At 67.8% G+C, this 25171-nt stretch carries 26 protein-coding genes, 1 tRNA gene and 1 pseudogene; 14 read left to right on the forward strand and 14 right to left on the reverse strand.

Features of this window, described 5'->3' with window-relative positions; genetic code table 11:
- Positions 1-6: 6 nt before the first annotated feature.
- Together ACSQ3Y_RS07815 and ACSQ3Y_RS07820 are read right to left on the reverse strand one after the other, a co-directional pair.
- Entirely contained in the window at positions 7-990 is a 984-nt protein-coding gene (locus tag ACSQ3Y_RS07815) for a Bug family tripartite tricarboxylate transporter substrate binding protein (protein ID WP_436176892.1), read from the reverse strand.
- Between the two features lie 26 nt (positions 991-1016).
- Positions 1017-1820 carry a maleate cis-trans isomerase family protein gene (locus tag ACSQ3Y_RS07820; RefSeq protein WP_057205408.1) on the reverse strand — a complete coding sequence of 268 codons (804 nt, stop codon included), beginning with the start codon at positions 1818-1820 and terminating at the stop codon, positions 1017-1019.
- A 179-nt stretch (positions 1821-1999) separates the two neighbouring features.
- Here ACSQ3Y_RS07820 and ACSQ3Y_RS07825 point away from each other — a divergent pair, with 179 nt between their 5' ends.
- Both ACSQ3Y_RS07825 and ACSQ3Y_RS07830 read left to right on the forward strand, forming a co-directional pair.
- The gene (locus tag ACSQ3Y_RS07825; RefSeq protein ID WP_057205405.1) at positions 2000-2689 is read left to right on the forward strand and encodes a GntR family transcriptional regulator; all 690 of its coding nucleotides are present in this window, start codon (positions 2000-2002) and stop codon (positions 2687-2689) included.
- Positions 2690-2743: 54 nt separating this feature from the next.
- Positions 2744-3688, forward strand: a complete 945-nt coding sequence (locus ACSQ3Y_RS07830; protein ID WP_436176893.1) for a LysR family transcriptional regulator — start codon at positions 2744-2746, stop codon at positions 3686-3688.
- On the opposite strand, the gene ACSQ3Y_RS07835 is transcribed toward ACSQ3Y_RS07830, so the two are convergent.
- Positions 3646-4836 carry an L-dopachrome tautomerase-related protein gene (locus tag ACSQ3Y_RS07835; RefSeq protein WP_436176894.1) on the reverse strand — a complete coding sequence of 397 codons (1191 nt, stop codon included), beginning with the start codon at positions 4834-4836 and terminating at the stop codon, positions 3646-3648. The two genes, ACSQ3Y_RS07830 and ACSQ3Y_RS07835, sit on opposite strands and share 43 nt — an antisense overlap.
- 147 nt (positions 4837-4983) lie before the next feature.
- Positions 4984-5859, reverse strand: coding sequence for a 2-keto-4-pentenoate hydratase (locus ACSQ3Y_RS07840; protein ID WP_436176895.1), 876 nt, complete (start codon positions 5857-5859; stop codon positions 4984-4986).
- Between the two features lie 287 nt (positions 5860-6146).
- On the opposite strand from ACSQ3Y_RS07840, the pseudogene ACSQ3Y_RS07845 reads away from it, so the two are divergent.
- Positions 6147-6593: pseudogene (locus ACSQ3Y_RS07845) on the forward strand (GlcG/HbpS family heme-binding protein).
- Positions 6594-6620: 27 nt separating this feature from the next.
- On the opposite strand, the gene ACSQ3Y_RS07850 reads toward ACSQ3Y_RS07845, so the two are convergent.
- From ACSQ3Y_RS07850 to ACSQ3Y_RS07860, 3 genes are all read right to left on the reverse strand, one after another.
- Positions 6621-7172: a hypothetical protein gene (locus tag ACSQ3Y_RS07850; protein ID WP_436176896.1), complete on the reverse strand. Its 552-nt coding sequence runs from the start codon at positions 7170-7172 to the stop codon at positions 6621-6623.
- Positions 7173-8212: 1040 nt separating this feature from the next.
- Positions 8213-9010, reverse strand: a complete 798-nt coding sequence (locus ACSQ3Y_RS07855) for a carboxymuconolactone decarboxylase family protein (RefSeq protein WP_436176897.1) — start codon at positions 9008-9010, stop codon at positions 8213-8215.
- Positions 8973-9476 (reverse strand): (R)-mandelonitrile lyase, encoded by a 504-nt coding sequence (locus ACSQ3Y_RS07860; RefSeq protein WP_436176898.1) that lies wholly within the window; start codon positions 9474-9476, stop codon positions 8973-8975. Before ACSQ3Y_RS07860 ends, ACSQ3Y_RS07855 begins: the two co-directional genes overlap by 38 nt.
- A gap of 142 nt (positions 9477-9618) precedes the next feature.
- Between ACSQ3Y_RS07860 and ACSQ3Y_RS07865 the strand changes: the two genes are divergently transcribed.
- Positions 9619-10515, forward strand: a complete 897-nt coding sequence (locus ACSQ3Y_RS07865; protein ID WP_057264957.1) for a LysR family transcriptional regulator — start codon at positions 9619-9621, stop codon at positions 10513-10515.
- 109 nt (positions 10516-10624) lie between these two features.
- On the opposite strand, the gene ACSQ3Y_RS07870 is transcribed toward ACSQ3Y_RS07865, so the two are convergent.
- Positions 10625-11530, reverse strand: coding sequence for a LysR family transcriptional regulator (locus tag ACSQ3Y_RS07870; RefSeq protein WP_428002330.1), 906 nt, complete (start codon positions 11528-11530; stop codon positions 10625-10627).
- A gap of 154 nt (positions 11531-11684) precedes the next feature.
- On the opposite strand from ACSQ3Y_RS07870, the gene ACSQ3Y_RS07875 reads away from it, so the two are divergent.
- The 7 genes from ACSQ3Y_RS07875 to ACSQ3Y_RS07905 all read left to right on the forward strand — a co-directional run bounded on the left by ACSQ3Y_RS07875 (position 11685) and on the right by ACSQ3Y_RS07905 (position 17218).
- Complete coding sequence (locus ACSQ3Y_RS07875) at positions 11685-12227, forward strand: 2Fe-2S iron-sulfur cluster-binding protein (protein ID WP_436176899.1); 543 nt, start codon at positions 11685-11687, stop codon at positions 12225-12227.
- On the forward strand, positions 12214-13206 hold the full coding sequence (locus ACSQ3Y_RS07880) for an FAD binding domain-containing protein (protein ID WP_057201509.1): 993 nt from the start codon (positions 12214-12216) through the stop codon (positions 13204-13206). Before ACSQ3Y_RS07875 ends, ACSQ3Y_RS07880 begins: the two co-directional genes overlap by 14 nt.
- A gap of 12 nt (positions 13207-13218) precedes the next feature.
- Positions 13219-13578: a hypothetical protein gene (locus ACSQ3Y_RS07885; protein WP_436176900.1), complete on the forward strand. Its 360-nt coding sequence runs from the start codon at positions 13219-13221 to the stop codon at positions 13576-13578.
- Positions 13579-13622: 44 nt separating this feature from the next.
- The gene (locus ACSQ3Y_RS07890) at positions 13623-15410 is read left to right on the forward strand and encodes a xanthine dehydrogenase family protein molybdopterin-binding subunit (RefSeq protein WP_436176901.1); all 1788 of its coding nucleotides are present in this window, start codon (positions 13623-13625) and stop codon (positions 15408-15410) included.
- A gap of 44 nt (positions 15411-15454) precedes the next feature.
- Positions 15455-15811, forward strand: coding sequence for a cyclophilin-like fold protein (locus tag ACSQ3Y_RS07895; RefSeq protein ID WP_057201507.1), 357 nt, complete (start codon positions 15455-15457; stop codon positions 15809-15811).
- A gap of 192 nt (positions 15812-16003) precedes the next feature.
- The gene (locus tag ACSQ3Y_RS07900) at positions 16004-16597 is read left to right on the forward strand and encodes a Csu type fimbrial protein (RefSeq protein ID WP_436176902.1); all 594 of its coding nucleotides are present in this window, start codon (positions 16004-16006) and stop codon (positions 16595-16597) included.
- 360 nt (positions 16598-16957) lie between these two features.
- Complete coding sequence (locus tag ACSQ3Y_RS07905) at positions 16958-17218, forward strand: hypothetical protein (protein WP_436176903.1); 261 nt, start codon at positions 16958-16960, stop codon at positions 17216-17218.
- A 9-nt stretch (positions 17219-17227) separates the two neighbouring features.
- Here the strand turns inward: ACSQ3Y_RS07905 and ACSQ3Y_RS07910 are convergent, their stop codons facing one another.
- Entirely contained in the window at positions 17228-18022 is a 795-nt protein-coding gene (locus ACSQ3Y_RS07910) for a glutamine amidotransferase (RefSeq protein ID WP_436176904.1), read from the reverse strand.
- Between the two features lie 365 nt (positions 18023-18387).
- Between ACSQ3Y_RS07910 and ACSQ3Y_RS07915 the strand changes: the two genes are divergently transcribed.
- From ACSQ3Y_RS07915 to ACSQ3Y_RS07925, 3 genes are read left to right on the forward strand one after another with little or no spacing between them, the layout of a single operon-like run.
- Entirely contained in the window at positions 18388-18630 is a 243-nt protein-coding gene (locus tag ACSQ3Y_RS07915; protein WP_082604113.1) for a FeoA family protein, read from the forward strand.
- Positions 18627-20528: a ferrous iron transport protein B gene (gene feoB, locus ACSQ3Y_RS07920; RefSeq protein WP_436176905.1), complete on the forward strand. Its 1902-nt coding sequence runs from the start codon at positions 18627-18629 to the stop codon at positions 20526-20528. The genes ACSQ3Y_RS07915 and feoB overlap by 4 nt, the downstream gene beginning before the upstream one ends.
- Position 20529: 1 nt before the next feature.
- On the forward strand, positions 20530-20787 hold the full coding sequence (locus ACSQ3Y_RS07925) for a DUF6587 family protein (RefSeq protein ID WP_057201503.1): 258 nt from the start codon (positions 20530-20532) through the stop codon (positions 20785-20787).
- Positions 20788-21202: 415 nt separating this feature from the next.
- On the opposite strand, the gene ACSQ3Y_RS07930 is transcribed toward ACSQ3Y_RS07925, so the two are convergent.
- The 5 genes from ACSQ3Y_RS07930 to ureC all read right to left on the reverse strand — a co-directional run bounded on the left by ACSQ3Y_RS07930 (position 21203) and on the right by ureC (position 25115).
- A tRNA-Ser gene (locus tag ACSQ3Y_RS07930) sits at positions 21203-21290 on the reverse strand.
- 19 nt (positions 21291-21309) lie between these two features.
- A complete protein-coding gene (gene ureG / locus ACSQ3Y_RS07935) occupies positions 21310-21993 on the reverse strand; it encodes an urease accessory protein UreG (RefSeq protein WP_436176906.1) in 684 nt (227 codons plus the stop codon).
- The gene (locus ACSQ3Y_RS07940; RefSeq protein ID WP_057201501.1) at positions 21990-22706 is read right to left on the reverse strand and encodes an urease accessory protein UreF; all 717 of its coding nucleotides are present in this window, start codon (positions 22704-22706) and stop codon (positions 21990-21992) included. The genes ureG and ACSQ3Y_RS07940 overlap by 4 nt, the downstream gene beginning before the upstream one ends.
- Before the next feature lie 42 nt (positions 22707-22748).
- Positions 22749-23369 (reverse strand): urease accessory protein UreE, encoded by a 621-nt coding sequence (ureE, locus tag ACSQ3Y_RS07945; RefSeq protein ID WP_436176907.1) that lies wholly within the window; start codon positions 23367-23369, stop codon positions 22749-22751.
- A 27-nt stretch (positions 23370-23396) separates the two neighbouring features.
- The gene (gene ureC, locus ACSQ3Y_RS07950) at positions 23397-25115 is read right to left on the reverse strand and encodes an urease subunit alpha (protein WP_057201499.1); all 1719 of its coding nucleotides are present in this window, start codon (positions 25113-25115) and stop codon (positions 23397-23399) included.
- Positions 25116-25171 lie beyond the last annotated feature (56 nt).

Here is a 25171-nt window from a genome sequence, read left to right on the forward strand (position 1 = left end):
GCGCATTCACTCCGCAGTGATCTTCTTGTCGGCCGCCAGGCGGGCCCACTTGGTGATCTCGGTGCCCAGGTAGGCCTGCGCCTCCTCGGGCGTGCCGCCTGCGATCTCGGTGCTCAGCGCGGCGAGCTTTTCGCGCACGTCGGGCGTGGCCAGCACCTTGGCCATGGCGGCGGCCAGCGCGTCGCGCACGGGGCGGGGCAGGGCGGCCGGGCCCATCAGCATGTACCAGGCGCCGATCTCGTAGCCGGGCACGCCGGCCTCGGCCACGGTCGGCACGTCGGGCAGGGTAGCCACGCGGCTGCGCGTGGTCACGGCCAGGGCCCGCAGCTTGCCCGCGCGGATGTGCTGCAGCACCGTGGGCACGGTGTCGAAGTTCACGTCGATCTGGCCCGAGATCAGGTCAGTGAGCGCCGCGCCGCTGCCCTTGTAGGGCACATGCGTCATGCTGGTGCCCGTGGCCAACTGGAACAGCTCGGCCGCGAAGTGCTGCTGCGTGCCCTGGCCCGACGAGGCGTAGTTGACCGCGCCCTTCTTCGCCTTGGCCATGGCGATGAACTCCTGCAGTGTCTTTGCGGGCGACGAGGCCGGCACCACCACCACCTGCGGCACGCTGCCGATGAGCACGATGGGCGCGAAGTCCTTGCCCGCCGCATACGGCATCTTGGGCGTGATGGCCGGCACCATGGCGTTGGAGCTCACGTGGCCCAGCAGCAGGGTGTAGCCGTCGGACTTGGCCTTGGCCACCACGCCGGCGGCGATGGTGCCGCTGGCGCCGGCGCGGTTTTCCACCACCACGGGCTGCTTGAGCAGTTCGGACAGGCGCGGCGCGATCTGCCGCGCGATGAGGTCGGTGCCCCCGCCCGGTGCGAAGCCTACGACCAGGTTCACCGGCCGGGATGGATAGGCATCCTGCGCGCCGGCCGGCAAGGCCAGGGCAGACAGGCAGGCGGCGGCGGCCACGATGGCGCGGCGGCGGTCGATATTTTTCATGGTCTTGTCTCCTCGCACCGCAGGGCTCAGTGGTATTCGGTCAGGCTGCCGAAACCGGGGAACTGGTCCTTGATGCCCATCTTGCGCAGGGCCGACCAGTAGATGACGGGGCCCGATGCGAACACCGGCTTCTTGAGCCACTTCTCGGCGTCGTTGGCCACGCGGGCATAGGCCAGGTTGGTGCCCAGCTGCAAAATGGCGTCGGGCTTGGCGGCCTCGCAGCGCAGCGTGGCCTCGGCCAGTTGCTCGTAGGTCTGCGAGGCGACGTGGATGATGCTCTTGCACTTGAGCCCCTCGACGTGCACCACCTCGAAGCCGCGCGCGGTGAAGTAGTCGATGGCGTTGGTCTCGATCACCGGGTAGTAGGGCGTGAGCAGCGCGATGCGCTTGGCGCCGCACAGCTTGAAGGCCTGCTCGGCCGACTGCGCGCCCATGGTCACGTCCACGCCCGAGGTCTTCTGCAGGTGCTCCAGCAGTGCAAAGCTGCCTTTCTCGCCGCCCATGTAGCTCTGCGAGGACATGCCCAGCACCAGGTGGTCGATCAGTGCCTCGTTCAGGCGGCGCACCGAGTCGTCGAGGTTGGCCGTCACGTTGCGCATGATGATGGACCAGTCCTCGTCCTGCTGGATCTTCTGGTTGGGCACGTAGTAGCGGTCGACGGCGTTGATCACGCCGCGCGGGCGCATGTCCATCATTTCGTTCTCCACGTTCACGTTCGGGCCGGGCGTCATCACGCCAATCACGCCGCGCGGGCCGAGCGCATTCACATAGCGTTGCTCGTCGTGGGTGGAACCGTCGATTTCACGGATACCTTGCTGAAATGCATTCATTTTCTGTCTCCTGGGATTGAATGAGGGGTTGATTGGGGTGTTCATTGGCCGAATGAATGCATTCGAATGTAGGGAGGCGGCTTGGGCATGTCAAGCAATTTGAATTCAAAGAGGCAAAATTCATCCTGAAATAGGCGTAATTTCCGCTGATGATGCTAAAAATGAATTCATAATTGCCCATGTCCAAAGAATTCGTCCACACCACCCTGCTGGAAGACCTGCGCGAAGTGTTCGTGCGCGGCGAGGTGCCGCCCGGCCAGAAGGTGCCCGAGGCCGCGCTGTGCGAGCGCTTCGGCGTATCGCGCACGCCGTTGCGCGAGGCGCTCAAGGTGCTGGCCGCCGAGGGCCAGGTGGAGCTGCTGCCCAACCGGGGGGCGCGCGTGCGCGAGCTCTCGCTCGACGAGGTGGAGGGCCTGTTCGCGGTGGCCGGCGCGCTGGAGGCCCTGGCGGGCGAGCAGGCCTGCCAGCGCATCACGCAGCCCGAGCTCGACGCCCTGGCCGGCCTGCATGCGCAGATGCGCCAGGCCTATGACCAGCGCGACATGGCGCCGTACTACGCGCTCAACCGGCAGATCCACGAGGCCATCGTGCAGGCCGCGCGCAACCCCGTGCTGGTGTCGCAGTACAGCATCCTGAACGCGCGCATCCGCCGCATCCGCTTCGCCTCGCCCATGACGCCCGAGATCTGGGCGCGCGCCATGGCCGAGCACGAAGGCATGCTCAACGCCCTGCAGCGGCGCGACAGCGCGGCCATGGCCAGCATCCTGAAAACCCACCTGCAGCACAAGAGCGAGGCCATCGTGCAGGCCATGCGCGAGGTCCTGGCCGCTGCGCCCGCGCCCCGGCGCGCGCGTGCCGCGGCCGCTTGAGGCTGCACGGCGGCGCGCGGGCACCACCACCACACCAGCGGGAGACGACAGGCCATGAAGATCCAGAACGTCGAAGACATCCGCGTGCTGGTGGAGACCGCGCGCGGCGGCTCGCTCACCGCCGCAGCGGCCGTGCTCGGGATCACCCCGGCTGCGGCCAGCGCCATGCTCAAGCGGCTGGAGGCGCAGCTCGACGCGCGCCTGTTCGAGCGTTCCACCCGCGCCATGCGCATCACCCCGCAGGGCCAGACCCTGCTGGACTATGCCACGCGCGCGCTGGAGTTGCTGGAGGAGGGCGAGGCACAGCTGGCCAGCGAGAGCCGCTCGCTGGTGGGCACGGTGCGCGTGGCCGCGCCCTCGGACCTCACGCGCAGCGTGCTGCTGCCCTGGTTCGATGCCTTCGTGGAAAGCCACCCCGGCGTGCGCGTGGCGCTGACGGTGAGCGACCGCGTGCAGGACGTGCTGCGCGACACGGTGGACATCGCCCTGCGCTACGGCGCGCTCAGCGACTCGGGCCTGGTGGCGCGCCAACTGCACACCACGCGCCGCGTGCTGTGCGCGGCGCCCGCCTACCTGCAGCGCCACGGCGCGCCGCAAACGCCCGGGGACCTGGCGCGGCACAACTGCCTGACCTTCCACCTGGCGGGCAAGCGCTACGACGCCTGGCGCTTCGAGCAGGCCGGCCACTGGACCGAGGTGCGTGTGGACGGCGACCGCGACGCCAACGACGCGGCCATTGCCCACCAGTGGGCGCTGGCGGGCGCGGGGCTGCTCTACAAGTCCGAACTCGACGTGGTGCATGACCTGGCCTCGGGTGCGCTGGTGCGCCTGCTGGCGGACTGGCATGGCGAGCACTACCCGCTCAACGCCATCCTGCCCAGCAACCGCTTCGTGCCGGCGCGCGTGCGCGCGCTGGTGGACTTTCTGGCCCAGCGCTTTGCCGGGCTGCAGGCGGATCAGAAGCCCGGCGTGCCGGGCGCCAGCGGCCTGAAGCGGTAGACCAGGTACGGCGCCTTGTTCTTGCCCACCTTGTCGGCCTGCAGTACGTCGGTCAGCGGCAGCTGCGCAGCGCCGGTGTACATGTAGCCGTCGTGGTTGTAGGTCACGCCGTCGGGCCAGACCATGCCGGGGTCGGTCACCAGCCGCGTGTACTTGCGCGTGCCGGGCGGGATGACGCCCACGGCGCGCTCGCCCACCTCGGTGAGGTACAGGTTGTCCCGGGCGTCGATGGACAGGCCGCCGTTGAAGGGCTTGTCGGCATAGGTCTCGACCTTGGCGCCCAGCTGCTCGGGCGTGAGGCGCGCATCGAGCAGGTCGCGCATGCGGATGCGGTACATCTTGTAGGCGCTCAAGGGCGCGAAGTACAGCCACTCGCCCTTGCGGTCGAGCGCGATGCCGTCCACCCCCACGCCCAGCGCGAAGCTGCCGGCCGTGGGCTGGCCCACGTCCCAGGTGATCGGGTCCTTCAAGGGCAGTACGCTCTCGTGGCCCTGCAGCAGGCGGCGGCTCTGGCCGGTCTTGAGGTCGACCACCACCAGCGCGGCCTTGTCGCCAACGCCGTTGGAGTTCTCGCCGATGGCCTCGTCGGCGATCACGATCACCTGGCGCCGCAGGTCGACCGCGAAGTCGTTGTGCTGCGACTCGGTCACCGTGGCATCGCCGGTGATGGGGATGACCTTGTGCAGGCGGTTGGTGCGCGTGTTCCAGCCCACGAGCTTGGGCACCAGGCCGGCCGGGCGGCCCGCGGCCTGGTCGGTGGTCTTGGCCGAATCGAGCATCCAAAGGATGCCGCTGGCATCGGTGTGCAGGCCCAGCACCCAGTCCAGGCAGCGGTTGAAGTCGCTCTTCCAACTGCCGTCGGCGTGCTTGCAGCTTTGCCAATCGGCGCTGGGGTAGGGCGTGGTGCTGCGCCGGTCTGCGTTGAGCAGCGCCACCTGCACCTTGGGTCCATAGAACGGGTGGTAGCCCACGATGAGCCGGCCGTCCGGCATCTGCGTGATGCCGCCGATACCCGCGGCGTCGAGCCGGGCGTGGATTTCGAGGGTTTGCTGGCCCGTGGCTTGGGGGCCCGCCTGCGCCAGCGTGGCGGCGCCCAGTGCGGCGCATGCCATGGCCAACGCAGCGCGGTAAAAAATGGTCGGGTGCATTCGATCGGTCTCCTGTCGTTGTTGTGCGTGCGGGATGGAGGTCCATCCCGCACGGCCAGCTTAGGAGCGATCACGGCCGGGATAAAGCGCCCTGGGGCGCAAACAGTTTCGGCGTTCCGTTGAAGAAGATGCCGGATCAGTGCCGGGCTACTTGAAGGTCACGCGCACCGGCGCCGCACCCGGCAACCCGTCGTAGGTGGCCGTGACCGAAAGGCCTGCGCGCGGCGGCAGCAGCGCCGAGAACGAGCCCAGGCTCACCAGATCGCCCGGCTGCAGCGTGATGCCCTCCTGCTGCAGCGCGGTGGCCAGCCAGGTGACGGCGTTGAGCGGGTGCTCCAGGATGTCGCTGCCCTTGCCGCCACCCAGGCGCGCGCCCGCGCCATCGGTGAGCGAGACGTTCATGTCCGCCAGGGCCTTGAGCAGCGCGTAGCGTTCGCCGCGGTAGGCGGGTATGGGCAGCGGCGTGCCTGCTATCCCTAATCGCGCGCCCACGTTGATGGCCGTGACGCCCGCACCGTTGAGCTGGGGCGGCGCCTGCACCATCAGGTCGGGAAGCTCGATGAAGGGGATCACCTGGTCGATGGCGTCCAGCACCTCTTCGGGCGTCTTGGCATGGTTGATGGCAGCGCTCTTCACGCGCACCAGCATGTCGGCCTCGTACAGCGCGCGGGCGCCGAAGGCCGCCTCCACGCTGGCGCCGCTCTGCAGCACCATGCCCTCGTAGAGCTTGCCCCACACCGGCTTGTCGGTGTTGAAGCGCTTTTGTACCGCCGGGTTGGTGAGCCCCGCCTTGTAGCCCACCACCTTGCCCATGCGCTGCGCCAGCAACTGGTTGAACTTGCCGCGCGTGCAGGCGCCATCGGCGTCCGAGAGGTTCACCGGGTTGGGTGCTGGTGTGCGCGCCACGTAGTGCGCCAGCAGCTCGGCGGCCTGCACATCGGTCAGGCAATCGGCATGGGCGGTGGTGGCCGTTCCCAGCGCCAGCAGAGCGGCGGCGGTGGCAAGGGCTTGCTTCAAAGGCATGGTGGTGTCTCCTGTCGTTGTGAGTCGTTGTGCTGTCGTTCAGGCGCGGTGCAGGTGCACCCGCGCTGGCAGCGTAGACGTTAAACGCCCGGCCGCCAAGCCCTGCGCGGCGCCAACAGTTTCGGCGCGGTGTTGAAAGTGGCCCGGCCGCTCGCGGCGTGATTTTCAAATCCGGTTTGAGGGTGATAGCGACAAGGCGGGGCTTATCGGGGTCGGGATGTCACCCCACGTGGGTTCTGGGCGCCCATGGCGTTCGCTTTCATTTACCTTTTCCACAGGACCTTCCCATGCCCTTCACCATCCCCGAGCACAAGACCCACGACGCACCTTCCATCACGCGCGACGCCGCCTGGGCGCTGCTGGAGGCCGCACGCGCCGCGGCGCGCGACATCGGCATCGACGTGGCCATTGCCGTCACCGATGCGGCAGGCCACCTCAAGGCCTTCGAGCGCTCGGACCACGCACCCTTCCTCACGGCCGAGGTGGCCATCGACAAGGCCTGGACGGCCGCCTCCTTCGGCGTGGGCACGCATGTGTGGAATGCCATCCTCACCGACCCCAAGGTGGCGTAGCTCGCGCACCGCCCGCGCATGGTGTCCGTGGGCGGTGGCTGCCCCATCCTCGACGGCGGCCAGGTGGTGGGGGCCATCGGCATCTCGGGCGGCAATGCCCAGCAGGACCAGGATGCGGCCGAGGTCGCCATCCGGGCACTGGGCTTCGAGGTCAGGGCCTGAAAAGGCCCTGAACAGGTCCTTGGGCTTTCAGCGGTCCACGTACTGCGCGTCGAAGCGCTTGCGCGCCGCGAGGTGGGCGTCGGCGCAGGCGCCGGTGGCCGGGTCGGCGCGGCACACGGGGCTGGGCTGGAAGTAGCGGGCCCAGGCATCGGCGCGGCGCTGCTGGCGCTCGGATTCAAGCCGGGCGGCCAGGGCCTGGGCGGTCTTGAGGTCGTCGTCTGCCTTCTTCTGGCCCGCGTCCTGCACCGGCGCAGCGGGCTGCGGGGCCTCGGTCTGCGGTGGTGCGGTCTGCACAGGCAGTGGCGGCGCGGGTTCGGGGGCGGGCGGTGCTGGTGGCGGCGCAGGCTGGGCCACCGCAGGTGGCGGGGCGGCCTGCGTGCTGGTACTGCTGCTGTCGTCGCCCACAGGCCGTGGCTGTGTCAGCACGGCCGGTGTGGCTGGTGGCGGTGGGCGCTGGCCGACGATGGCGTCGTGGGCAAACAAGGCGGCCAGACCGCCGATGAACACGCCCAGCGCGATCCTGGCAACGTCTGGCAAAAAGGGGCCCCTGCCGGCCGCGGGTGACGAATCTGGTTGCATGGCACACCTCCTGAGGGCAGTGTAGCCGTGCGTGCGCCGGCACATTGGTCAAATCGCAGGCACCGCGTTGAAACCCGCGCCGGCACTGGGCCCGGCGGGCATGCACAGGTGTTATCCACAGAGTCATCCACGCTGGCTGTGGACTGCTGCACTGGGCTGCGTGGCAAGGTGTACCGGGGAGGTGCGCGGCGCCGCAGTCGGGCCATTGCCAGCCATGCGCCAGGGCCTGAAAAGTGGCCGGCCCACCGTGCTGCGGCGCGCGGCGGTGGGCTGATGAAAGAACAGGCACCGTATCGCAGCCCGCGCCAGTGCTGGCTTTGCGGTGTATTCATCAGGGTTTTCCACAGGGTCATCCACGGTCGCTGTGGATGGTGTGTCAACGTACGCAAGCCGCGCTGTCGGCGCGCCTCGTGGCGGACTTGGAGGGCGGCTGCTGATGAATTCGCAGGCACCGCGTTGCAGGCCGCGCCAGTGCTGGCTCTGGCGTGGCTGCACAGGGGTTATCCACAAAGTCATCCACGCCGGCTGTGGACTTTGCGGACGCCGTTTGCGCCCCCGGCGCGGCCATTGGTCAATCCGCAGGCAACGCGTTGCAAGCCGCGCCGGCATTGGCTTTGCGCGGCATGCACAGGCCTTTTCCACAGGGTCATCCACGGTGGCTGTGGACTGGTTCGCCCGCCCAGGCCTGGGACGCATGGCAAGGGGGCGGGCGGGTTGACGGCGGGCGGGCAATCCGGCGGTGCTGGCGCCGCGCTGATGAATTCGCAGGCACCGCGTTGCAGGCCGCACCAGTGCTGGCTTTGGCGTGCATGCCCAGTGCTTGTCCACAGGGTCATCCACGCCGTCTGTGGACGGTGCGCGCGCATACGGGTGCCCTGCCGCGCCCCCTGCCCGGGGCATTGATGAAATCGCAGGCACCGCGTTGCAGCCCCCGCCGGCATTGGCTTTGCGCCGTATCCACCGGTGTTTTCCACAGGGTCATCCACGGCGGCTGTGGACTGCGGGCGCGGTGTCGGCGCTGCTGCGCGAGTTGCCTGCCGCTACTTGCCACCCCGAGCAGCCAGGGCCCGCACCAGGGCCCCGTCGGCGCGGGCCGCATGGGCACCGTCCACGCGGTCGGCCAGCACCTGCGCGAGCTGGCGCAACTGGCCGGGCGTGAGCCCCACGTTCATGCTGATTCCCATGTGCGACTGCAGCTGCGATTCGGCGCCGGCCAGGGCCGAGAGCATGCCCATCGTGGCGATTTCGCGGCTCTGCCAATCCAGGTTGTCGCGCTCGAAGATGTCGCCGAAGAGGTGGGTCTTGAGGTACTGGTCGATGGCCGGTGCGAAGTCGAACAGCGGGCCCTTGACGGGCGCACCCACCAGGCGCGTCTGGTTGGCCGTGCCGGCTGCCAGCAGGGCATCGCCCTGGGGGATGGGCCGGCTGGGCGCGCTCCCGGGGGCGTCCTGCAGGCCGCGCTGGCGGCGGGCCTCCAGCACTTTCAGGAGCTCGCCCAGCGCGTTCAGGCTGCGCGGGAAGCCCGCGTAGGCATACACCTGCACCAGAACTTCGCGCGCGTCGCCCACGGTAAGGCCCGCGTCCAGGCCCTGGTTCAGCGCAGGGCCCAGGCGCGCGATGTCGCCGGCCGCTGCGAAGGCGGCGATGGGCACGATGGCCTGCTGGCGTGGCGAGAGCGTCTCGCTGGTCTGCGCGGTGGTGGGTTGCATGGCCTTGGGCTCCTGGGGGCTGGTGGATGCGTGGCCCGGTGCAAGGGCCAGGCCGGCCAGCAGGCCGATGGCTGCCAGCCGGCCCATGCGCTCAACGCGCCGTGGTGGTGTTGCTGTGGTATTGCTCATCGCTGACCTTCTCCATCCATTCGACGTTCTTGCCATCTGCCATGCCGGTCACGGCCAGGTGGGTCATGGCCGTGCTGGGCGCGGCGCCGTGCCAGTGCTTCACGCCGGGCGGACACCAGACCACGTCGCCGGGGCGGATCTCCTGCACCGGCTTGCCCCATTCCTGCGTGCGGCCGATGCCCGAAACCACCACCAGCCGCTGACCTGCGGGGTGGGTGTGCCAGGCAGAGCGGGCGCCGGGCTCGAGGGTGACCTGCGCGCCCGATGCGCTGATGCCCTTGTCGGCAGGCCAGACGGGATCGACGCGCACGCGGCCGGTGAAGAAGGCATCGGGCCCGGCTGCCGAGGCCTGGGCGCCAGCCCTGGTGATCTGCTGCGTGCTTAAAGAGGGTGACTCGGTCGCGGCAACCGCGCCGCCCTGGGCCACGGCCAGGGCAAAGGCGGTTCGCATGAGGGTGGGGTTCATAGGCTGGGGCTCCTGAAGGTTGGAAGGGGTGCGGCAGGCGGGCTGTGAACACCGCCGGCCGGTGCAGTAACTGTAGACAGGGGTGATTGGGCTGAGAAGATGCCAAAATCGGCATGCACTTGTGCAACACATTCACCAATCCATGGCCTCTGGCGAAAACCTCAACGACCTGCGCGCCTTCGTGGTGGTGGCGCGTGAGCGCAGCTTCACCCGCGCCGCGGCGCAACTGGGCCTGTCGCGCTCGGGGCTCAGCCATGCCATGCTGGCGCTGGAGTCGCGCCTGGGCGTGCGCCTGCTGGCCCGCACCACGCGCAGCGTCTCCACCACCGAGGCAGGTGCGCGCCTGCTGGCCACGGTGGCCCCGCGCCTGCAGGAGATCGAGGCCGAGCTGGGCGCCCTGAGCGCCATGCGCGACAAGCCTGCCGGCACCGTGCGCATCACCGCGCACGACCACGCTATCGCCACCGTGCTCTGGCCTCGGCTGCAACCGCTGCTGCTGGAGTACCCAGACATCCGCATCGAGTTCAGCGTGGACTACGCCTTCACCGACATCGCCTCGCAGCGCTTTGACGCGGGCGTGCGCGTGGGCGACCGGGTGGACAAGGACATGGTGGCCGTGCGCATCGGGCCGCCGCTGCGCATGGCCGTGGCGGCCTCGCCGGCCTACCTGGCAGGCAAGGCGCTGCCGGTCACGCCGCACGATCTGACAGCGCACCAGTGCGTGAACCTGCGCCTGCCCACGCACGGCGGCCTGTATGCCTGGGATTTCGAGAAGGACGGGCAGGCCCTGGCCGTGCGCGTGCAGGGCCAGGTGGTGTTCAACAACACCCAGTTGATGCTGCAGGCGGCGCTGGACGGCCTGGGCTTTTGCTACGTGCCGCTGGAGCTGGTGCAGCCGCACGCCGAGCACGGCCGCCTGGTGCCGGTGCTGCAGGACTGGTGGCCGAGCTTCTCGCCCTACCACCTGTACTATGCCAACCGCCGCCAGACGGCGCCCGCGCTGGCCTTGGTGATCGAGGCACTGCGCTGGCGTGAATAGCCAGGAGCGTGCGCGGCAGAAGGCCGCGAAACGAAACGACCGAAAGCCGAGGATAGGTGGGTGGTGCCGACAAGCCCGGGGTGGGCCACTGGGCGCCGCTTGCAACGGGTCAGATCTTGTGGGCCAGCACGTAGTCGACAAACGCGCGCAGTTTTGGGAGAACCGTACTCCGGCTGGGGTAGTAGAGCGCCAATCCAGGAAACTCCATGGCGAAGCCGCTGAGGATGACCTCCAGTGTTCCGGCATGGATGTTGCGCGCGACGATGGAGCGCGGGAGCCGGAATAGCCCTACCCCCTGCTCCGCCGCGTGGACACATGCGGCCACGTCGTCCAGTACCAAGGGCCCGCTCACGTGGATGCTCTTTCGCTCCCCCTCGACATGGAACATCCATTCGTCGAGCACGATGCCGGCCTGCCTGAACGTGATGCAGGGAATGTTCTGGATGCCTTGCGGCGTGTCAGGTCGTCCATGGCGCGCCAGGAGTGCGGGCGCGCCGACCACCACTTGCGGCTCCTCTCTGGTCAGAGGAACCGCCACCATGTCCGCATGCACGAACGAACGGGGGCGTACGCCGGCGTCGCACCCTTCAGCGACGATGTCCACCATGCGGTCGTCCCCTGCAAACTCCAGTTGCAATTGGGGGTGCGCCACCAGAAATCCCGCAACAAAGCGCTCGGTCAGCAACTGCACGCTTGCCCTTGGAACGCTGATGCGCAGCAGTCCCGTGACCGCGTGCCCCAGGCTGCGGGCAGACTCTATTCCCTGAAGCAACTGCTGTGCTGCCGGTCGAACCTGCAGGAGCAGCCGTTCCCCGGCTTCGGTCAGCCCGACGCTGCGTGTCGTGCGCGCCAGCAGCGTCACTCCGATACGCGCCTCAAAGGCGCGGATTGCCTGGCTGACAGCAGATGGGGTAATGCCCAGGCGCCTGGCCGCCGCCCGGAAACCGCGTTCCTCGGCAACCGCCAGAAACACCACCACGCCGTCCAGATCCCCTCGGCCTATTGTGTAGTTCATCTGCACAGTATGAGCAGTTGGAGGTGGATTCTCAAGCACTCTCCTTTTGGGAAAGATACAGGGCTCACCAATCCAGGATCTTTCATGACTGCTTTTACCAAACAATCTCGCGCTTTTGGCATCGACAAAACGGTAGGCATCGCCGGCGCGCGTCGTGCTGCTCGATGCGCTGCGCGAGCGGCTTGCGCTAACCGGCTCCAAGAAGGGGTGCGACCAGGGCCAGTGCGGCGCCTGCACGGTACTGGTCGACGGGCAGCGTGTGCTCTCGTGCCTGACCCTGGCCGCCACGCTCGAAGGCCGTGAAGTCACGACCATTGAGGGCTTGGCAAAGGGCGACCAACTGCATCCGATGCAGGCCGCCTTCATCAAGCACGATGGCTTTCAGTGCGGCTACTGCACATCGGGGCAGATCTGCTCTGCCGTCGGCATGCTGGCCGAGGCCCGGCGCGGCCAGGTCAGCCACGTCACCGAGAACGTCGGCAGGACAACGACCCGCCTGACGGACGACGAGATCCGCGAGCGCATGAGCGGCAACATCTGCCGCTGCGGCGCGTATCCAGGCATCGTCGCCGCGATTCAAGAAGTCCATTCGGGCCGGCAGGCAGCCCAGACCTGGCGCTTTGCCAGCGAGGCGCAACTTGCGATGGCATCCACCGCTTCAAGCCCTTCAAAGGAGGACGGCCATGAGACCGTTTGAGTATGTTCGCGCCGCAGATTCCGCTGCCGCTACCGTAGCGGTGTCGGCCATGCCCCAAGCCCGGTACCTGGCCGGTGGCAGCAACCTGCTGGACCTGATGAAGGAGGACGTCGAGCGGCCCACGCGGCTGGTGGACATCACGCGGCTGCCGCTGCGCGAGATCCAGCGCACGCGCTCCGGACTGTCCATCGGCGCGCTGGCGACCAACAGCGAGACCGCCAACCATCCGCTGGTCCGCGAGAGCTACCCGTTGCTGACGCAGGCGATCGTGGCAGGCGCCTCCGGGCAGTTGCGCAACATGGCGACCAATGGCGGAAACCTGCTTCAACGCACGCGCTGCAACTACTTCTACGACACATCGATGCCCTGCAACAAGCGCGAGGCCGACAGCGGCTGCGGCGCGCGAGAGGGCCTGAACAAGATCCACGCGATCCTGGGCTGGAGCGAATCGTGTGTGGCGACCTACCCTGGCGACATGGCAACGGCCTTGTATGCGCTGGATGCCAAGGTGCGTGTGCGCGCACCGGATGGGCGTGAGCGGCTGATCGCCATCACCGACTTCCACCGGCTGCCGGGCGACACGCCGCAGCGCGACAACAACCTGGAGCACGGCGATCTGATCCTGGCCATCGAGCTCCCGGTGCCGTCGGGCGACTTTGCGCGCCACTCGCACTACCTGAAGGTGCGCGACCGCGCCTCGTACGCTTTTGCGATGGTCTCGGTGGCCGCCGCGCTGCAGCTGGATGGCGGCACGATACGGCAGGCGCGCGTGGTGCTGGGCAGCGTCGCCCACAAGCCCTGGCGCAGCGCCGAGGCCGAGGCGGCACTGGTTGGCCAGCGCGCGGATGAGGCCACCTTTCAGCGTGCGGCCGAGGCCGCGCTGCGCGATGCGCGGCCACTTGCGCACAACGCCTACAAGGTGGAACTGGGTCGTCGTTCTGTTGTGCGGGCGCTGATGCGCGCGTCGCGACTGGCTTGAGGAGAGATCGCCATGGCACGCCATCTGGGCAAAGAAACCACCCGCGTCGACGGACTCGCCAAGGTCACAGGCCAGGCGAAGTACACCGCCGAGTTCCAGATCCCGAATGTCACCTACGGCTTCATCGTGCTGAGCACTGTTGCCAAGGGGCGCATCTCGGCCATCGACACACGGCAGGCAGAGCAGGCGGGAGGCGTGATCCGCGTCTTCACGCACCTGAACGCGGGCAGGCTGGGGCCGCCACCGGCAGCCGGGGCGGCGCCCGGGTGGGCGTGGCCGTTGCAGTCGGACCGGGTGTTCTTCAACGGCCAGCCGATTGCCCTGGTCGTTGCGGAGACCTACGAACAGGCCCGGCACGGTCAAGACTGGTAAAGGTCAGCTACCAGACCGAACCCCACAACACCGACCTCGCCACGGTGCTGGAACGGGCGCAGCCCGACCCGGCCTCGGCCAAGGCCGTGCCCCGCGGCAACCCGGTGGCTGCCATGCAGGCTGCGCCGGTCAAGGTGGCGGCGGAGTACCGCATCCCCATCCACCACCACAACCCGATCGAGCCGCACGCAGCCATCGCCTTCTGGCAGGGGGATCAACTCACCATCTTCGACAAGACCCAGGAGGTCTTTGGCGTACAGAAGCACCTGGCCGCGGGCCTGGGCGTGCCGGCCGAGAACATCCGCGTGGTGTCCCCGTTCGTCGGCGGGGCCTTCGGCGCATCGCTCAAGCCCAATTACTACCCCTCCCTGACGGCGATGGCCGCACGCGAACTCAAGCGCCCGGTGAAGGTGGTCTACACGCGGGCGCAGATGTTCACCGGCCATGGCTACCGGCCCCACACCATCCAGAAGGTGGCCCTGGGGGCAGGCCGCGACGGCAAGCTGTCGGCCATCATCCATGAAGCCTTTCACAACACTTCTTCGTTCGAGCCGTTCTCGGACGCCACCACCAGCTTTTTGAAGCAGGTGTATGCGTGCCCGAATCTGCATGCGCCGCTGAAGGTTGCCGCCACCGACCTTGCCACGCCCACGTGGATGCGCGCGCCGGGCGCCGTGAGCGGCATGTTCGCCCTGGAAAGCGCGATGGACGAGCTGTCGTACGCACTCAAGATGGATCCGTTGGCGCTGCGCCTGGCCAACTACGCCGAGGTCGACCCCGAAAGCGGCAAGCCTTTTTCGAGCAAGGCGCTGCGCGAGTGCTACCGCCTGGGCGCAGAGAAGTTCGGATGGGCCAACCGCAAGGCCGAGCCGCGCTCGATGCGCGATGGCCGTTTGCTGGTCGGCTGGGGTATGGCCTCCAGTGTCTGGGGCGCCTTCCAGCAGCCGGCCAGCGCGCGCATTGTGTTTCGCGCCGACGGCACGGCCAGTGTCACCAGCGCAACCAGTGACATCGGTCCAGGCACCTACACCGTCATGACCATGATCGCTGCCGAATTCCTGGGGCTGCGGCTGGACCAGGTGCATTTCGAGCTGGGCGATACGCGCCAGCCCAGGGCACCGGCGCAAGGCGGCTCATGGACCACATCCAGCGTGGGTTCGGCCGTGCGGGGCGCTGCCCTGGCCGTCACCGCCAAACTCCTGCAGCTGGCGAACCGGGATGCCGCATCGCCCCTCACGGGTAAGGCTGCGGCAGAGGTGGAGATGCTCGACGGGTATTTGCGCCCCAAGGGCGATGCGTCGCGCTCGGTGGCCATTGCCGACCTGATGCGGCGCACCGGCACGAACGAGATCGCCGAGACCTGCGATTCGACGCCATCGCCAGAGCGCGCAAAGTACGCATCGCTCGCCCACGGCGCCCAGTTCGTCGAGGTGAAGGTCGACCCCGACCTTGGCACCGTCAAGGTCACCCGCGTCATCGAGGTGACCGCCTGCGGCAAGATTCTCAACCCGCTGGCCTCGCACAGCCAGGAGATCGGCGGCGTGGTGTGGGGCATCGGCATGGCTTTGGAAGAAGCCACCGAGATCGATCACCGCTACGGCAGGATCATGACGGCCAGTCTGCAGCATTACCACGTGCCCGTGAATGCGGACATCCATGCCATCGAGACCATCTTCGTGGAGGAGGAGGACACCATCGTCAACCCGCTGGGAGTGAAGGGCATGGGTGAGCTCGGCATGGTGGGCATTCCCGCTGCCATCGCCAATGCGGTGTTCCACGCCACCGGCAAACGCATCCGCGATCTGCCGATTACGCCCGACAAATTGCTGTGACAGCCAGGCGATGCGGCCGCAAGGTCTGGCCTGGTTGAGCCTTCATGAAAGTCGATTTCATCCTGAACGGTGCAGTGGTCGCGACGGCAACGCTCGACAGCAACGCGAGTGCGGGCGATCTTGCGTTGCTGCTGCCGCTGGATTTGGTGTTGGAGGACTACGAGGCAACCGAGAAGATCGCAGGCTTGCCGCGGGCACTGGCCACCGACGGAGCGCCTGCCGCCCATATGCCAGTGGCTGGGGACCTCTGCTTTTATGCCCCATGGGGCAACCTGGCCATCTTCTACAGGGATGGGCAAATCTCGGACGGCCTGGTCAGGCTGGGCCGCCTTGAACCGGGATGGGACCCTGCGTGGCTCTTCGACGATCCCGCTGTGCGCTTGGTTGTCGCTGCCACCTGAAGACCCGCTTCACGCCAGACTTTCCCCACTTCTGGCCGTCTGAGGAGAACCTTCTACAGATTCCATTTACAACCTGATACGATTTGCGCAAACCGAGCCGGGTGCTCCGCGGGGTGTGCACCCCATGGTGAATTTGAGGGCGTGGTCCTGCAGGCAAGGTGCATTGGGGGACATTTTTCGAGGAAACACGCGATGGACGCGGGCGGACGAAGACAACACGGGTGGGCATTGGGGCGGCTCGCAGCAGCGGCCCTGGCCCTGGCGGCAGGGCCTGTGTTGGCAGGCACCCTGGGCGGTACTCTGCAAGCGCAGATGCAGCTCACGGCAGGCTGCATGGTCGCCGGCAGTTCCGGTGCCACTGCGGGCGTGAACTTCGGCACCCTGGACTTCGGCACGCGCCCTGGCACCTTCACGGGCATCGTCACGGCCACCCCTTCGGGGGCCGAGGGTGTGTCCGGCCCTACCCAGCTTGTCTGCTCGCCCGAGGTGCTGGGCATCAGCATCCAGGTCGGTCCCGGCTCCTATGCGGGCCAGGGTACGGGCATCGGCACCGGCCCGCGCGCCATGCGCAATGGCAGCACCGCCGCGTACGTGCCCTACGAGCTGTACCGCGACGCCGGGCACACGCAGCCCTATCCCGCCGGAACGGCCATCACCGGCGTCAACGTGCCGGCCAATGGCGCTGCGTTCTCGTTGCCCATCCACGGCCAGATCAACAAGTCGAATCCGGCGGCGCTGCCTGCGGGCATGTACACCGACACGCTGCAGGTCACCGTGACCTACTAAGAGCGGCTAACAAAACTCTTCTGACGTCGTTGGTCCGCCTTGCCGTGCTACAGCACTGTCTGCGGCTTTCCGCCTGGTCATACGATTGAATGCAAACCCGTAAAAGCCAGCGCTGGGGCGGAAGATGGGCGCGTGCATGCCTCGCGCCTGGCCTCCATTTTGTGCTGCCGCATGCCATGATGCATGCCAGACAACTCAACTTGGCAAGGTGTATCGATGGGGCCCGCACAAGAGTTCATCCGAACCTTCGTCGCTGCAGAGCGGCAGGAGCGCTACCTGGCGCTTGCCAGCAAGCCATCCTGAAGACGCGACTTCATCTCGGCGCTGGCGCACGACGGGCGCCACCTGGAGCGCAAGTTCATGCAGCAGATCCCGGCGGTAGACGCCGTTGCCGCCAAGGTCGCTGCGCTGCTCAAGTCGCTCGGCGCAGGCCCGCGCTGCTTCGTCGTTGCTGCAAGCCATGGCGAATTCGACAACTGCGCGACAGACACCGCGCCAGTGCTCGAAGCCCTGGTGGGCAAATCCACGGACTGCATCGTCTTCTTTCCCGGCGCCGGCCTGGCCTACTACGAGAACCACGAGGGTGAGTGCCACGTGCTTCGCCGCCCAGCCGCACACTGAACAGGTCGATCAGGCGCTTTGGCTCGATGCCTCAAGCGCCTGCACCATGGCTGCAAACCGGCCGAGCACGCTGCTGGCGTCCGGCGTGGTGCTGACCAGGCCGCTGTCCAGTTGGCTGGATGCATCGCGCGATCGGTTGACGTGCCCCACATACGCACGCATCGCTGCCGCCGAAAACTCGGGGTGGAACTGCACGCCCCACCCGCAGCCGCCCACGCGAAAGGCCTGGTGCGGCTCCAGATCGCTTCGCGCCAGCAGCACTGCCTGGTCGGGTAGCCGCAGCACGGACTGGTAGTGGACCAGTTGCGCAGGGAACCGATCGGGCAGGCCCGCCAGCAATGCGTCCTCGCGCGCGTCCTGGGTCAGGTGGATGGACTGTGTTCCTACCTCCGGCCCGCCAGGCAGGTCATCGACCTTGCCGCCGAACGCATGGGCGAGCAACTGGTGCCCGTAGCAGATGCCGAGCACCGGCACCCCGGCCTCGACGCAGCGCTTCATCCACAGCGCCAACTGCTCGCTCCAGGGAGCGCGGTCGGTCACCATGGCATGCGAGCCACTCACTACCACCCCGGCCACTTCCGAAGGGTGGGGCAGGGCGGGCGCGGGCTGCTGCGCGTCGATCCGCCGCATGGGCAGCGCTGGCGTCGCCTGCCCGAGACCCGCAGCGATCCAGTCGTCGAAGTCACCCTCTGATTCCCTGAGGCCTGGGAAGGTGTTGCCAGCGGAAATGATGAGCAACGGTTTGCTGGCGGGCTGCGTGCAATCGGGGCTGGCGCGGTCGGGCATGGCAAATGGGATGGGCACGGGAGGCACGGTGAACGGCGGGGAGCCGCATTATGGAGCCGCCTCCCGCGCGGGCCCCTTCATCGACCTCCAGCCACCATCACCTGAAAACCATCGCTGCAGGTCACCGTGACCTACGCAGCCTTGCCAGCTAGCGAGCGGGCCGCGTTGCAATGGGGGGCGCTGTTGCAAGGCCCGGGGGGCGAGAGACATTTGCGGCCTGCCCAGGCGCTGCGGAACCTGCGGGGGTTGCGGGGATTCATCGCCGACGCGGGCATGGTCTATCAAGTCGGGGTTAATATGTAAATAGTAATAATTCTCGTCCAACTTCGGGTTGAGGCTCCGGCGTGCTGAGCGCGGGTTCGCCGTTCGCATTTTCCCCTCCCATGAAACTACCTGATCTTCCCAATGGCGCCCGCGCCGTGGTGGAGGGCGTTGCCTCCTCCCATCCCCTTATCGATGCCGCAGCGCTGCGACGGCTGGGAGAGCTCGGTTTCCTGGAGGGCGAGCCGTTGACCGTGCTGCGCCGCGGCCCTGGCGGGCTGGAGCCCATCGCCGTGCAGATCGGTGATACCCAGTTTGCGCTGCGCATGCTGGAAGCCCAGTGCATCGAGGTGCGCCCGGTATGACGGGCCAAGGCGTTTCTCCCGTTGCCACCGCCGGCGCCCTGCCGAGTCTGGCCCTGGTCGGCAACCCCAACTGCGGCAAGACGGCGCTGTTCAACCTGATGACCGGTGCGCGCCAGAAGGTGGCCAACTACGCTGGCGTGACAGTCGAACGCAAGACCGGCACCACGCAGCTGCGCGACGGTCGCACCGTCGCGGTAATCGATCTGCCCGGCACTTACAGCCTGACGCCGGCCACCCCCGATGAGCAGGTGACGCTGGAAGTCATCGAAGGCCAGCGTGCGGGCGAGGCGGTGCCCGATTTGATCGTGGCGGTGGCCGACGCGACCAATCTGCGCATGAACCTGCGCCTGGTGCTGGAAGTGCGGCGCCTGGGCCGGCCCATGGTTCTGGCCCTCAACATGGCCGACGTGGCGCGCTCGCAGGGGCTCAAAATCGACCTGCAGCGCCTTTCGGCCGAGCTGGGCTGCCCGGTGGTGGAGACGGTGGCCGTCAGGCGCGACGGCCATGCCGCGCTGATGGCAGAGATTGCCGCGCAGCTCACCCGCCAGCCGGGTGGCGACCCGGTGCTGGCCCCCGTGGCCGCACAGGCGGCGGGCACGGCGAGCGACCTGCAGCGCGAGGTGCGCCGCATCCTGGCGGCCGCCGCGCCCGCCGGGGGGCGCAACCAGCGCGTGCAGAACCGGCTCGACGCCGTTGTCATGCACCCGGTATGGGGTCTGGCGGTGCTGGCGCTGCTGCTGTTTCTGATGTTCCAGGCCGTTTTCTCCTGGGCCAACCTGCCCATGGACGCCATCAAGGACCTGATGGCCTGGCTGTCCGCACGGATCACCGAGAACATGGCAGACGGCCCGCTGCGCAGCCTGCTGGTCGATGGCGTGATCGCCGGAGCAGGCGGGGTGCTGGTGTTCCTGCCGCAGATCCTGATCCTGTTCTTCTTCATCCTGGTGCTCGAGGACTCGGGCTATCTGCCGCGTGCGGCCTTCCTGCTGGACCGGCTGATGGGCAAGGTGGGGCTGTCGGGCCGTGCTTTCATTCCGCTGCTGTCGAGCTTTGCGTGCGCGGTGCCGGGCATCATGGCCACGCGCACCATCGGGCCGTGGAAGGACCGCCTGGCCACCATCATGATCGCGCCGCTCATGACCTGCTCGGCCCGGCTGCCGGTGTACGCGCTGTTGATCGGTGCCTTCATCCCCGCCACGCCAGTGGGCTGGTTCGACCTGCGCGGGCTGGTGCTCTTCGCGCTGTACGTGGCGGGCGTGGTGTCGGCCATGGCCGTGGCCTGGCTGTTCAAGCGCCTGTGGATGAAGAGCAGCTACCAGCCGCTGATGCTGGAGCTGCCGCCCTACCGCATGCCCAGCCCGCGCAACCTGCTGCTGGGCCTGTGGGAACGGGCGCGCATCTTCATCGTGCGCGTGGGCACCATCATCTTCGCGCTGACGGTGGTGCTGTGGTTCCTGTCGAGCTATCCGGCGCCTCCGGATGGTGCCACCGGCGCCGCCATCCAGTACAGCGCCGCGGGCTGGCTGGGCCAGGCGCTGCAGCACGTGTTCGCACCCATCGGCTTCAACTGGCAGATCTCCATCGCCCTGGTGCCTGGCCTGGCTGCGCGCGAGGTGGCGGTGGGCGCGCTGGGCACCGTGTATGCGCTGTCGGCGGCCGGCGATTCGGTGGCCGATGCGCTGGCGCCGGTGATCGCGCAGAGCTGGCCACTGGCCACGGCGCTTTCGCTGCTGGCCTGGTTCGTGTTCGCGCCGCAGTGCCTGTCGACGCTGGCCGTCGTGCGCCGCGAAACCAATTCCTGGCGCTACCCGGCGCTGATGGCGGGCTACCAGTTCGCGCTCGCCTATGCGGCAGCATTCGCGACCTACCGCATTGCCCTGATGATGGGAGGAGGCTGAGATGAACGTACAGATGCTGGTCGTGCTGGCGGTGGTGACCGCCTGTGCGCTGTATGCGGGCTGGAGCCTGGCGCCGGCCGTTGCCCGCCGGGCGCTGGCGCAAGCCGCGCTGCGGCTGCCGCTGCCGGGCTTCATGGCTCGCTATTTCGGCAAGGTGGTGCTGCGCGCCAGCGCAGGTTGCGGCTGCGATGGCTGCGATGCGCCGCCGTCTGCCGCCAGGGAGCAGCCTATCCGCATCCACCGGCGCCCAGGGCCCTGAGGCCAGGGCTTGCCGCGGCCTCACGCTAGGAGCGGGCGCAGCAGAAGGCATCGAAGCGAAACGCTCGAAAACCGAGGATCGCTGGGTAGTACCGACAAGCCCAGGGTGGCCCCCTGGGCGCCGGAGGTGATACCCGGCGAGATCGGTTTGTCGGGCGTTGCAGCCGATGCTCCTTCTGCCGCGCACGCTCCTCAGCCCCAGGTGGGCGCACCCTGCGTTCGAGGCGGCCTTTCCATTGAGGAACCTGGCGGTCGATGCCATGGCGCACCATCAGGCATGGCGCACCATCAGGTCCAGTGGTGGCCTGCATGTTCAAGGCTTGTCGAACTGCGCCAGTTCAGTCAATTCCGCGCCAGGGTGCAAACAAAGCGCAAAAAACAAAAGCGCCTCGTGAGGCGCTTGTCTTCTAGCTATCTGGCGGAGACTGTGAGATTCGAACTCACGGACGGTTGCCCGTCGGCAGTTTTCAAGACTGCTGGTTTAAACCACTCACCCAAGTCTCCGGGAGGGAAGGCGCGTATTCTAGCCGGCCGCAGAGGTCGCTTTGGTCAGCATGCCTTTGGTCTCGATGAAGCGCACCACCTCGGCCAGGCCCGCGAGGGTTTTCAGGTTGGTCATCACGAAGGGGCGCAGGCCCTGGGGCGTGGTGCGCATGCGCACGGTGTCGGACTCCATCACCGACAGGTCGGCGCCCACGTGCGGCGCCAGGTCGGTCTTGTTGATGATGAACAGGTCGCTCTTGGTGATGCCGGGGCCGCCTTTGCGCGGGATCTTTTCGCCGGCAGCGACGTCGATCACGTAGATGGTCAGGTCCGACAGCTCGGGGCTGAAGGTGGCGGCCAGGTTGTCGCCGCCGCTCTCGACGAAGACCACGTCCGCATCCGGGAACTGCTCGAGCATGCGGTCGATGGCTTCGAGGTTGATCGACGCGTCCTCTCGGATCGCCGTGTGTGGGCAGCCGCCGGTCTCCACGCCCAGGATGCGCTCGGCGGGCAGGGCGCCGCTCACGGTCAGCAGGCGCTGGTCTTCCTTGGTGTAGATGTCGTTGGTGATGGCGATCAGGTCGTAGTCGTCGCGCATGGCCTTGCACAGCATTTCGAGCAGGGTGGTCTTGCCCGAGCCGACGGGGCCGCCGATGCCCACGCGCAGCGGGGGCAGGTGCTTGGTGCGGCGAGGGATGTGGTGCAGGGGGCTGGTGGTGGTCATGATCTGAAAAGGCGTGAATACTGGGTTTCGTGCCGGGCCGACAGGATGGCCAGCATGGGTGAAAAAGCCTGGCGCTCGCCGTCGGGCAGCGCCAGCGCATGGGTGGCGGCATCGGGTATGGCCTGGGCGAGCTTTGCCAGGATGCGCTGGCCGGCGCTCTGGCCCAGCGGCATGGACTTGAGGGCGGCCTGCACCATGTTCTCGGCCCAGCCGAAGGCAAAGGCCAGCAGCACATCGTGGCCCGATGCCTCGGTGGTGGATGCTGCCAGCGCGAAGGCCACGGGGTAGGTGGGCGGCAGGGCGGCCAGGGCCTGCACCGTCGGCATGCACGCCGTGTCGCCCTGGTGCTGGTTGCGCAGCCAGTCGGCCAGCGAGCGGCCCATCTGCTCGGTCTGCAGGCGCAGCTCGCTGGTCTCGCGCGTGTGCAGCACCCAGTCGTTGAGCTCGCGCACGTGCGCCATGTCGCCCTGGCGCCACGCACCCACGGCCTGGGCGACCACGGCCATGTCGCCGCGCGCCTGGGTGATGTGCAACTGGTCCAGCAGCCAGGCGGCCACGGCCGCTTCGGATGCGACGCCGGCCGACTCGATGGCGCTTTCCAGCCCTTCGGAATACGAGAAGCCGCCCACCGGCAGCGCGGGCGAGGCCAGCCAGATCAGCTGCAGCAGGCTGGCTGCGGGCAGGGCGGTGGGGGCCGGGGGCTCGCGCATCATGGTGGTGATCCTCGCTGCTGGCGGTGCCGGGCGGCGGGCCGCTCAGTGGGCATGACCGTGGCCGTGGCCGTGGCCGTCGCCATGGTCATGGTCATGGTCATGGTCATGGGGGTGATCGTGTGCGTGCCCAGCGTGTGCACCGTGCCCTTCTTGCGCATGGCCATGGTCGCCATGGTCATGGCCGTGGTGGCCGTGCCCGCCGGCATGCCCCGCCGCATAGGCGCCGCCCTCGGGCTCGAAGGCCATGTCCCTGGCGTGCACGATCAGGTGCATGGCGCGCAGCATGTCGGCCAGCACGTGATCGGGCTCGATCTTGAGGTGGTCGGGCTGCAGCTCGATGGGCACGTGGCGGTTGCCCAGGTGGTAGGCGGCGCGCGTCAGGTCGAACGGTGTGCCGTGGTTCTTGCAGTGGGTGATGTAGAGCACCGCCTGCGGGGCCGCCAGCACGCGCACCAGCGAGCCGTCTTCGGCCACCAGTACATCGCCGCCGCGCACCACCGTGCCACGGGGCAGGAAGACGCCCAGCTCGCGCCCGGCAGAGTCGGTGGCCGAAAAGCGGCTTTTCTGGCGCACGTCCCAGTCGAGCTCCACCGTGGTGGCGCGCTTGAGCAGCACGGGGGCCAGGCCGCGGCCCTGGGCAATGAGTTTGGAGGCCTGGATCATCGGGTCAAATGCGGGTGCGGTGTCGGTTCAGAAGAGGAAATAGCGCTGCGCCATGGGCAGCAGCGTGGCAGGCTCGCAGGTCAGCAACTGGCCGTCGGCGCGCACCGTGTAGGTCTGTGCGTCCACCTCCATGCGCGGCGTGTAGTGGTTGTGCACCATGTGCTGCTTGCGCACGCCGCGGATGTTGCGCACGGCGACCAGCGTCTTGGCCAGGCCGAAGCGCTCGCCGATGCCTGCATTGAGCCCCGCCTGCGAGACGAAGGTCAGCGAGGTGCGCGCGATGGCACCGCCGAAGGCACCGAACATCGGCCGGTAGTGCACCGGCTGCGGCGTGGGGATGGAGGCATTGGGGTCGCCCATGGCCGCCATGGCGATGAAGCCGCCCTTCAAGATCAGCGCCGGCTTCACGCCGAAGAAGGCCGGTTTCCAGATCACGATGTCGGCCCACTTGCCGACCTCGATGGAGCCCACCTCGTGGCTGATGCCGTGCGCGATGGCCGGGTTGATGGTGTACTTGGCCACATAGCGCTTGATGCGCGTGTTGTCGTTGCGCGCGCTGTCGCCGTCGAGCGAGCCGCGCTGCGCCTTCATCTTGTGCGCCGTCTGCCAGGTGCGCAGGATCACCTCGCCCACCCGGCCCATGGCCTGGCTGTCGCTGCTCATCATGCTGATGGCGCCCAGGTCGTGCAGGATGTCTTCGGCCGCGATGGTCTCCTTGCGGATGCGGCTCTCGGCAAACGCCAGGTCCTCGGCGATGCCGGCATCGAGGTGGTGGCACACCATGAGCATGTCCACATGCTCGTCCAGCGTGTTCACCGTGTAGGGCATGGTCGGGTTGGTGGACGAGGGCAAAAAGTTCGCCTCGCCCACCACGCGCAGGATGTCCGGCGCATGGCCGCCGCCCGCGCCTTCGGTGTGGAAGGCGCAGATACCGCGCCCGCCCACGGCGGCGATGGTGTTCTCGACAAAGCCGGATTCATTGAGCGTGTCGCTGTGGATGGCGACCTGCGTGTCCGTCTCTTCAGCCACATCCAGGCAGTTGCTGATGGCCGCGGGCGTCGTGCCCCAGTCCTCGTGCAGCTTCAGGCCAATGGCTCCCGCCTCGATCTGCTCGCGCAGCGGCGCCGGCAGGCTGGCATTGCCCTTGCCCAGAAAGCCCAGGTTCATCGGAAAGGCATCGGCCGACTGCAGCATGCGCTCCATGTTCCAGGTGCCGGATGTGCTGGTGGTGGCCAGCGTGCCCGTGGCCGGGCCCGTGCCGCCGCCCAGCATGGTGGTCACGCCCGAGGCCAGGGCCTCCTCGATCTGTTGTGGGCAGATGAAGTGGATGTGGCTGTCGATGCCGCCCGCGGTGACGATGTTGCCCTCGCAGCTGATGACCTCGGTGCCCGGGCCGATGATGATGTCCACCCCCGTCTGCGTATCGGGGTTGCCGGCCTTGCCGATGGCCACGATGCGCCCGCCCTTGAGGCCGATGTCCGCCTTCACGATGCCCGTGTGGTCGATGATGAGCGCATTGGTCAGCACAGTGTCCACGGCGCCGCCGTCGCGCGTGCGCTGGCTTTGCGCCATGCCGTCGCGGATGGTCTTGCCGCCGCCGAACTTCACCTCTTCGCCGTAGCCTCCGGCGCGCAGGGTGTAGTCCGCCTCCACCTCGGCGATCAGGTCGGTGTCGGCCAGGCGCACGCGGTCACCCACGGTGGGGCCGAACATCTCCGCATAGGCGCGTCGTCCAATGGTTGCCATGGTTCAAAACCTTTTGCTGGTGCCCGGCGCGGGGCTGGAAAGGGGGGTGGAGAAAA

It is taken from the genome of Acidovorax sp. LjRoot66 (genome assembly GCF_964253305.1).
Lineage (GTDB): Bacteria > Pseudomonadota > Gammaproteobacteria > Burkholderiales > Burkholderiaceae_C > Acidovorax.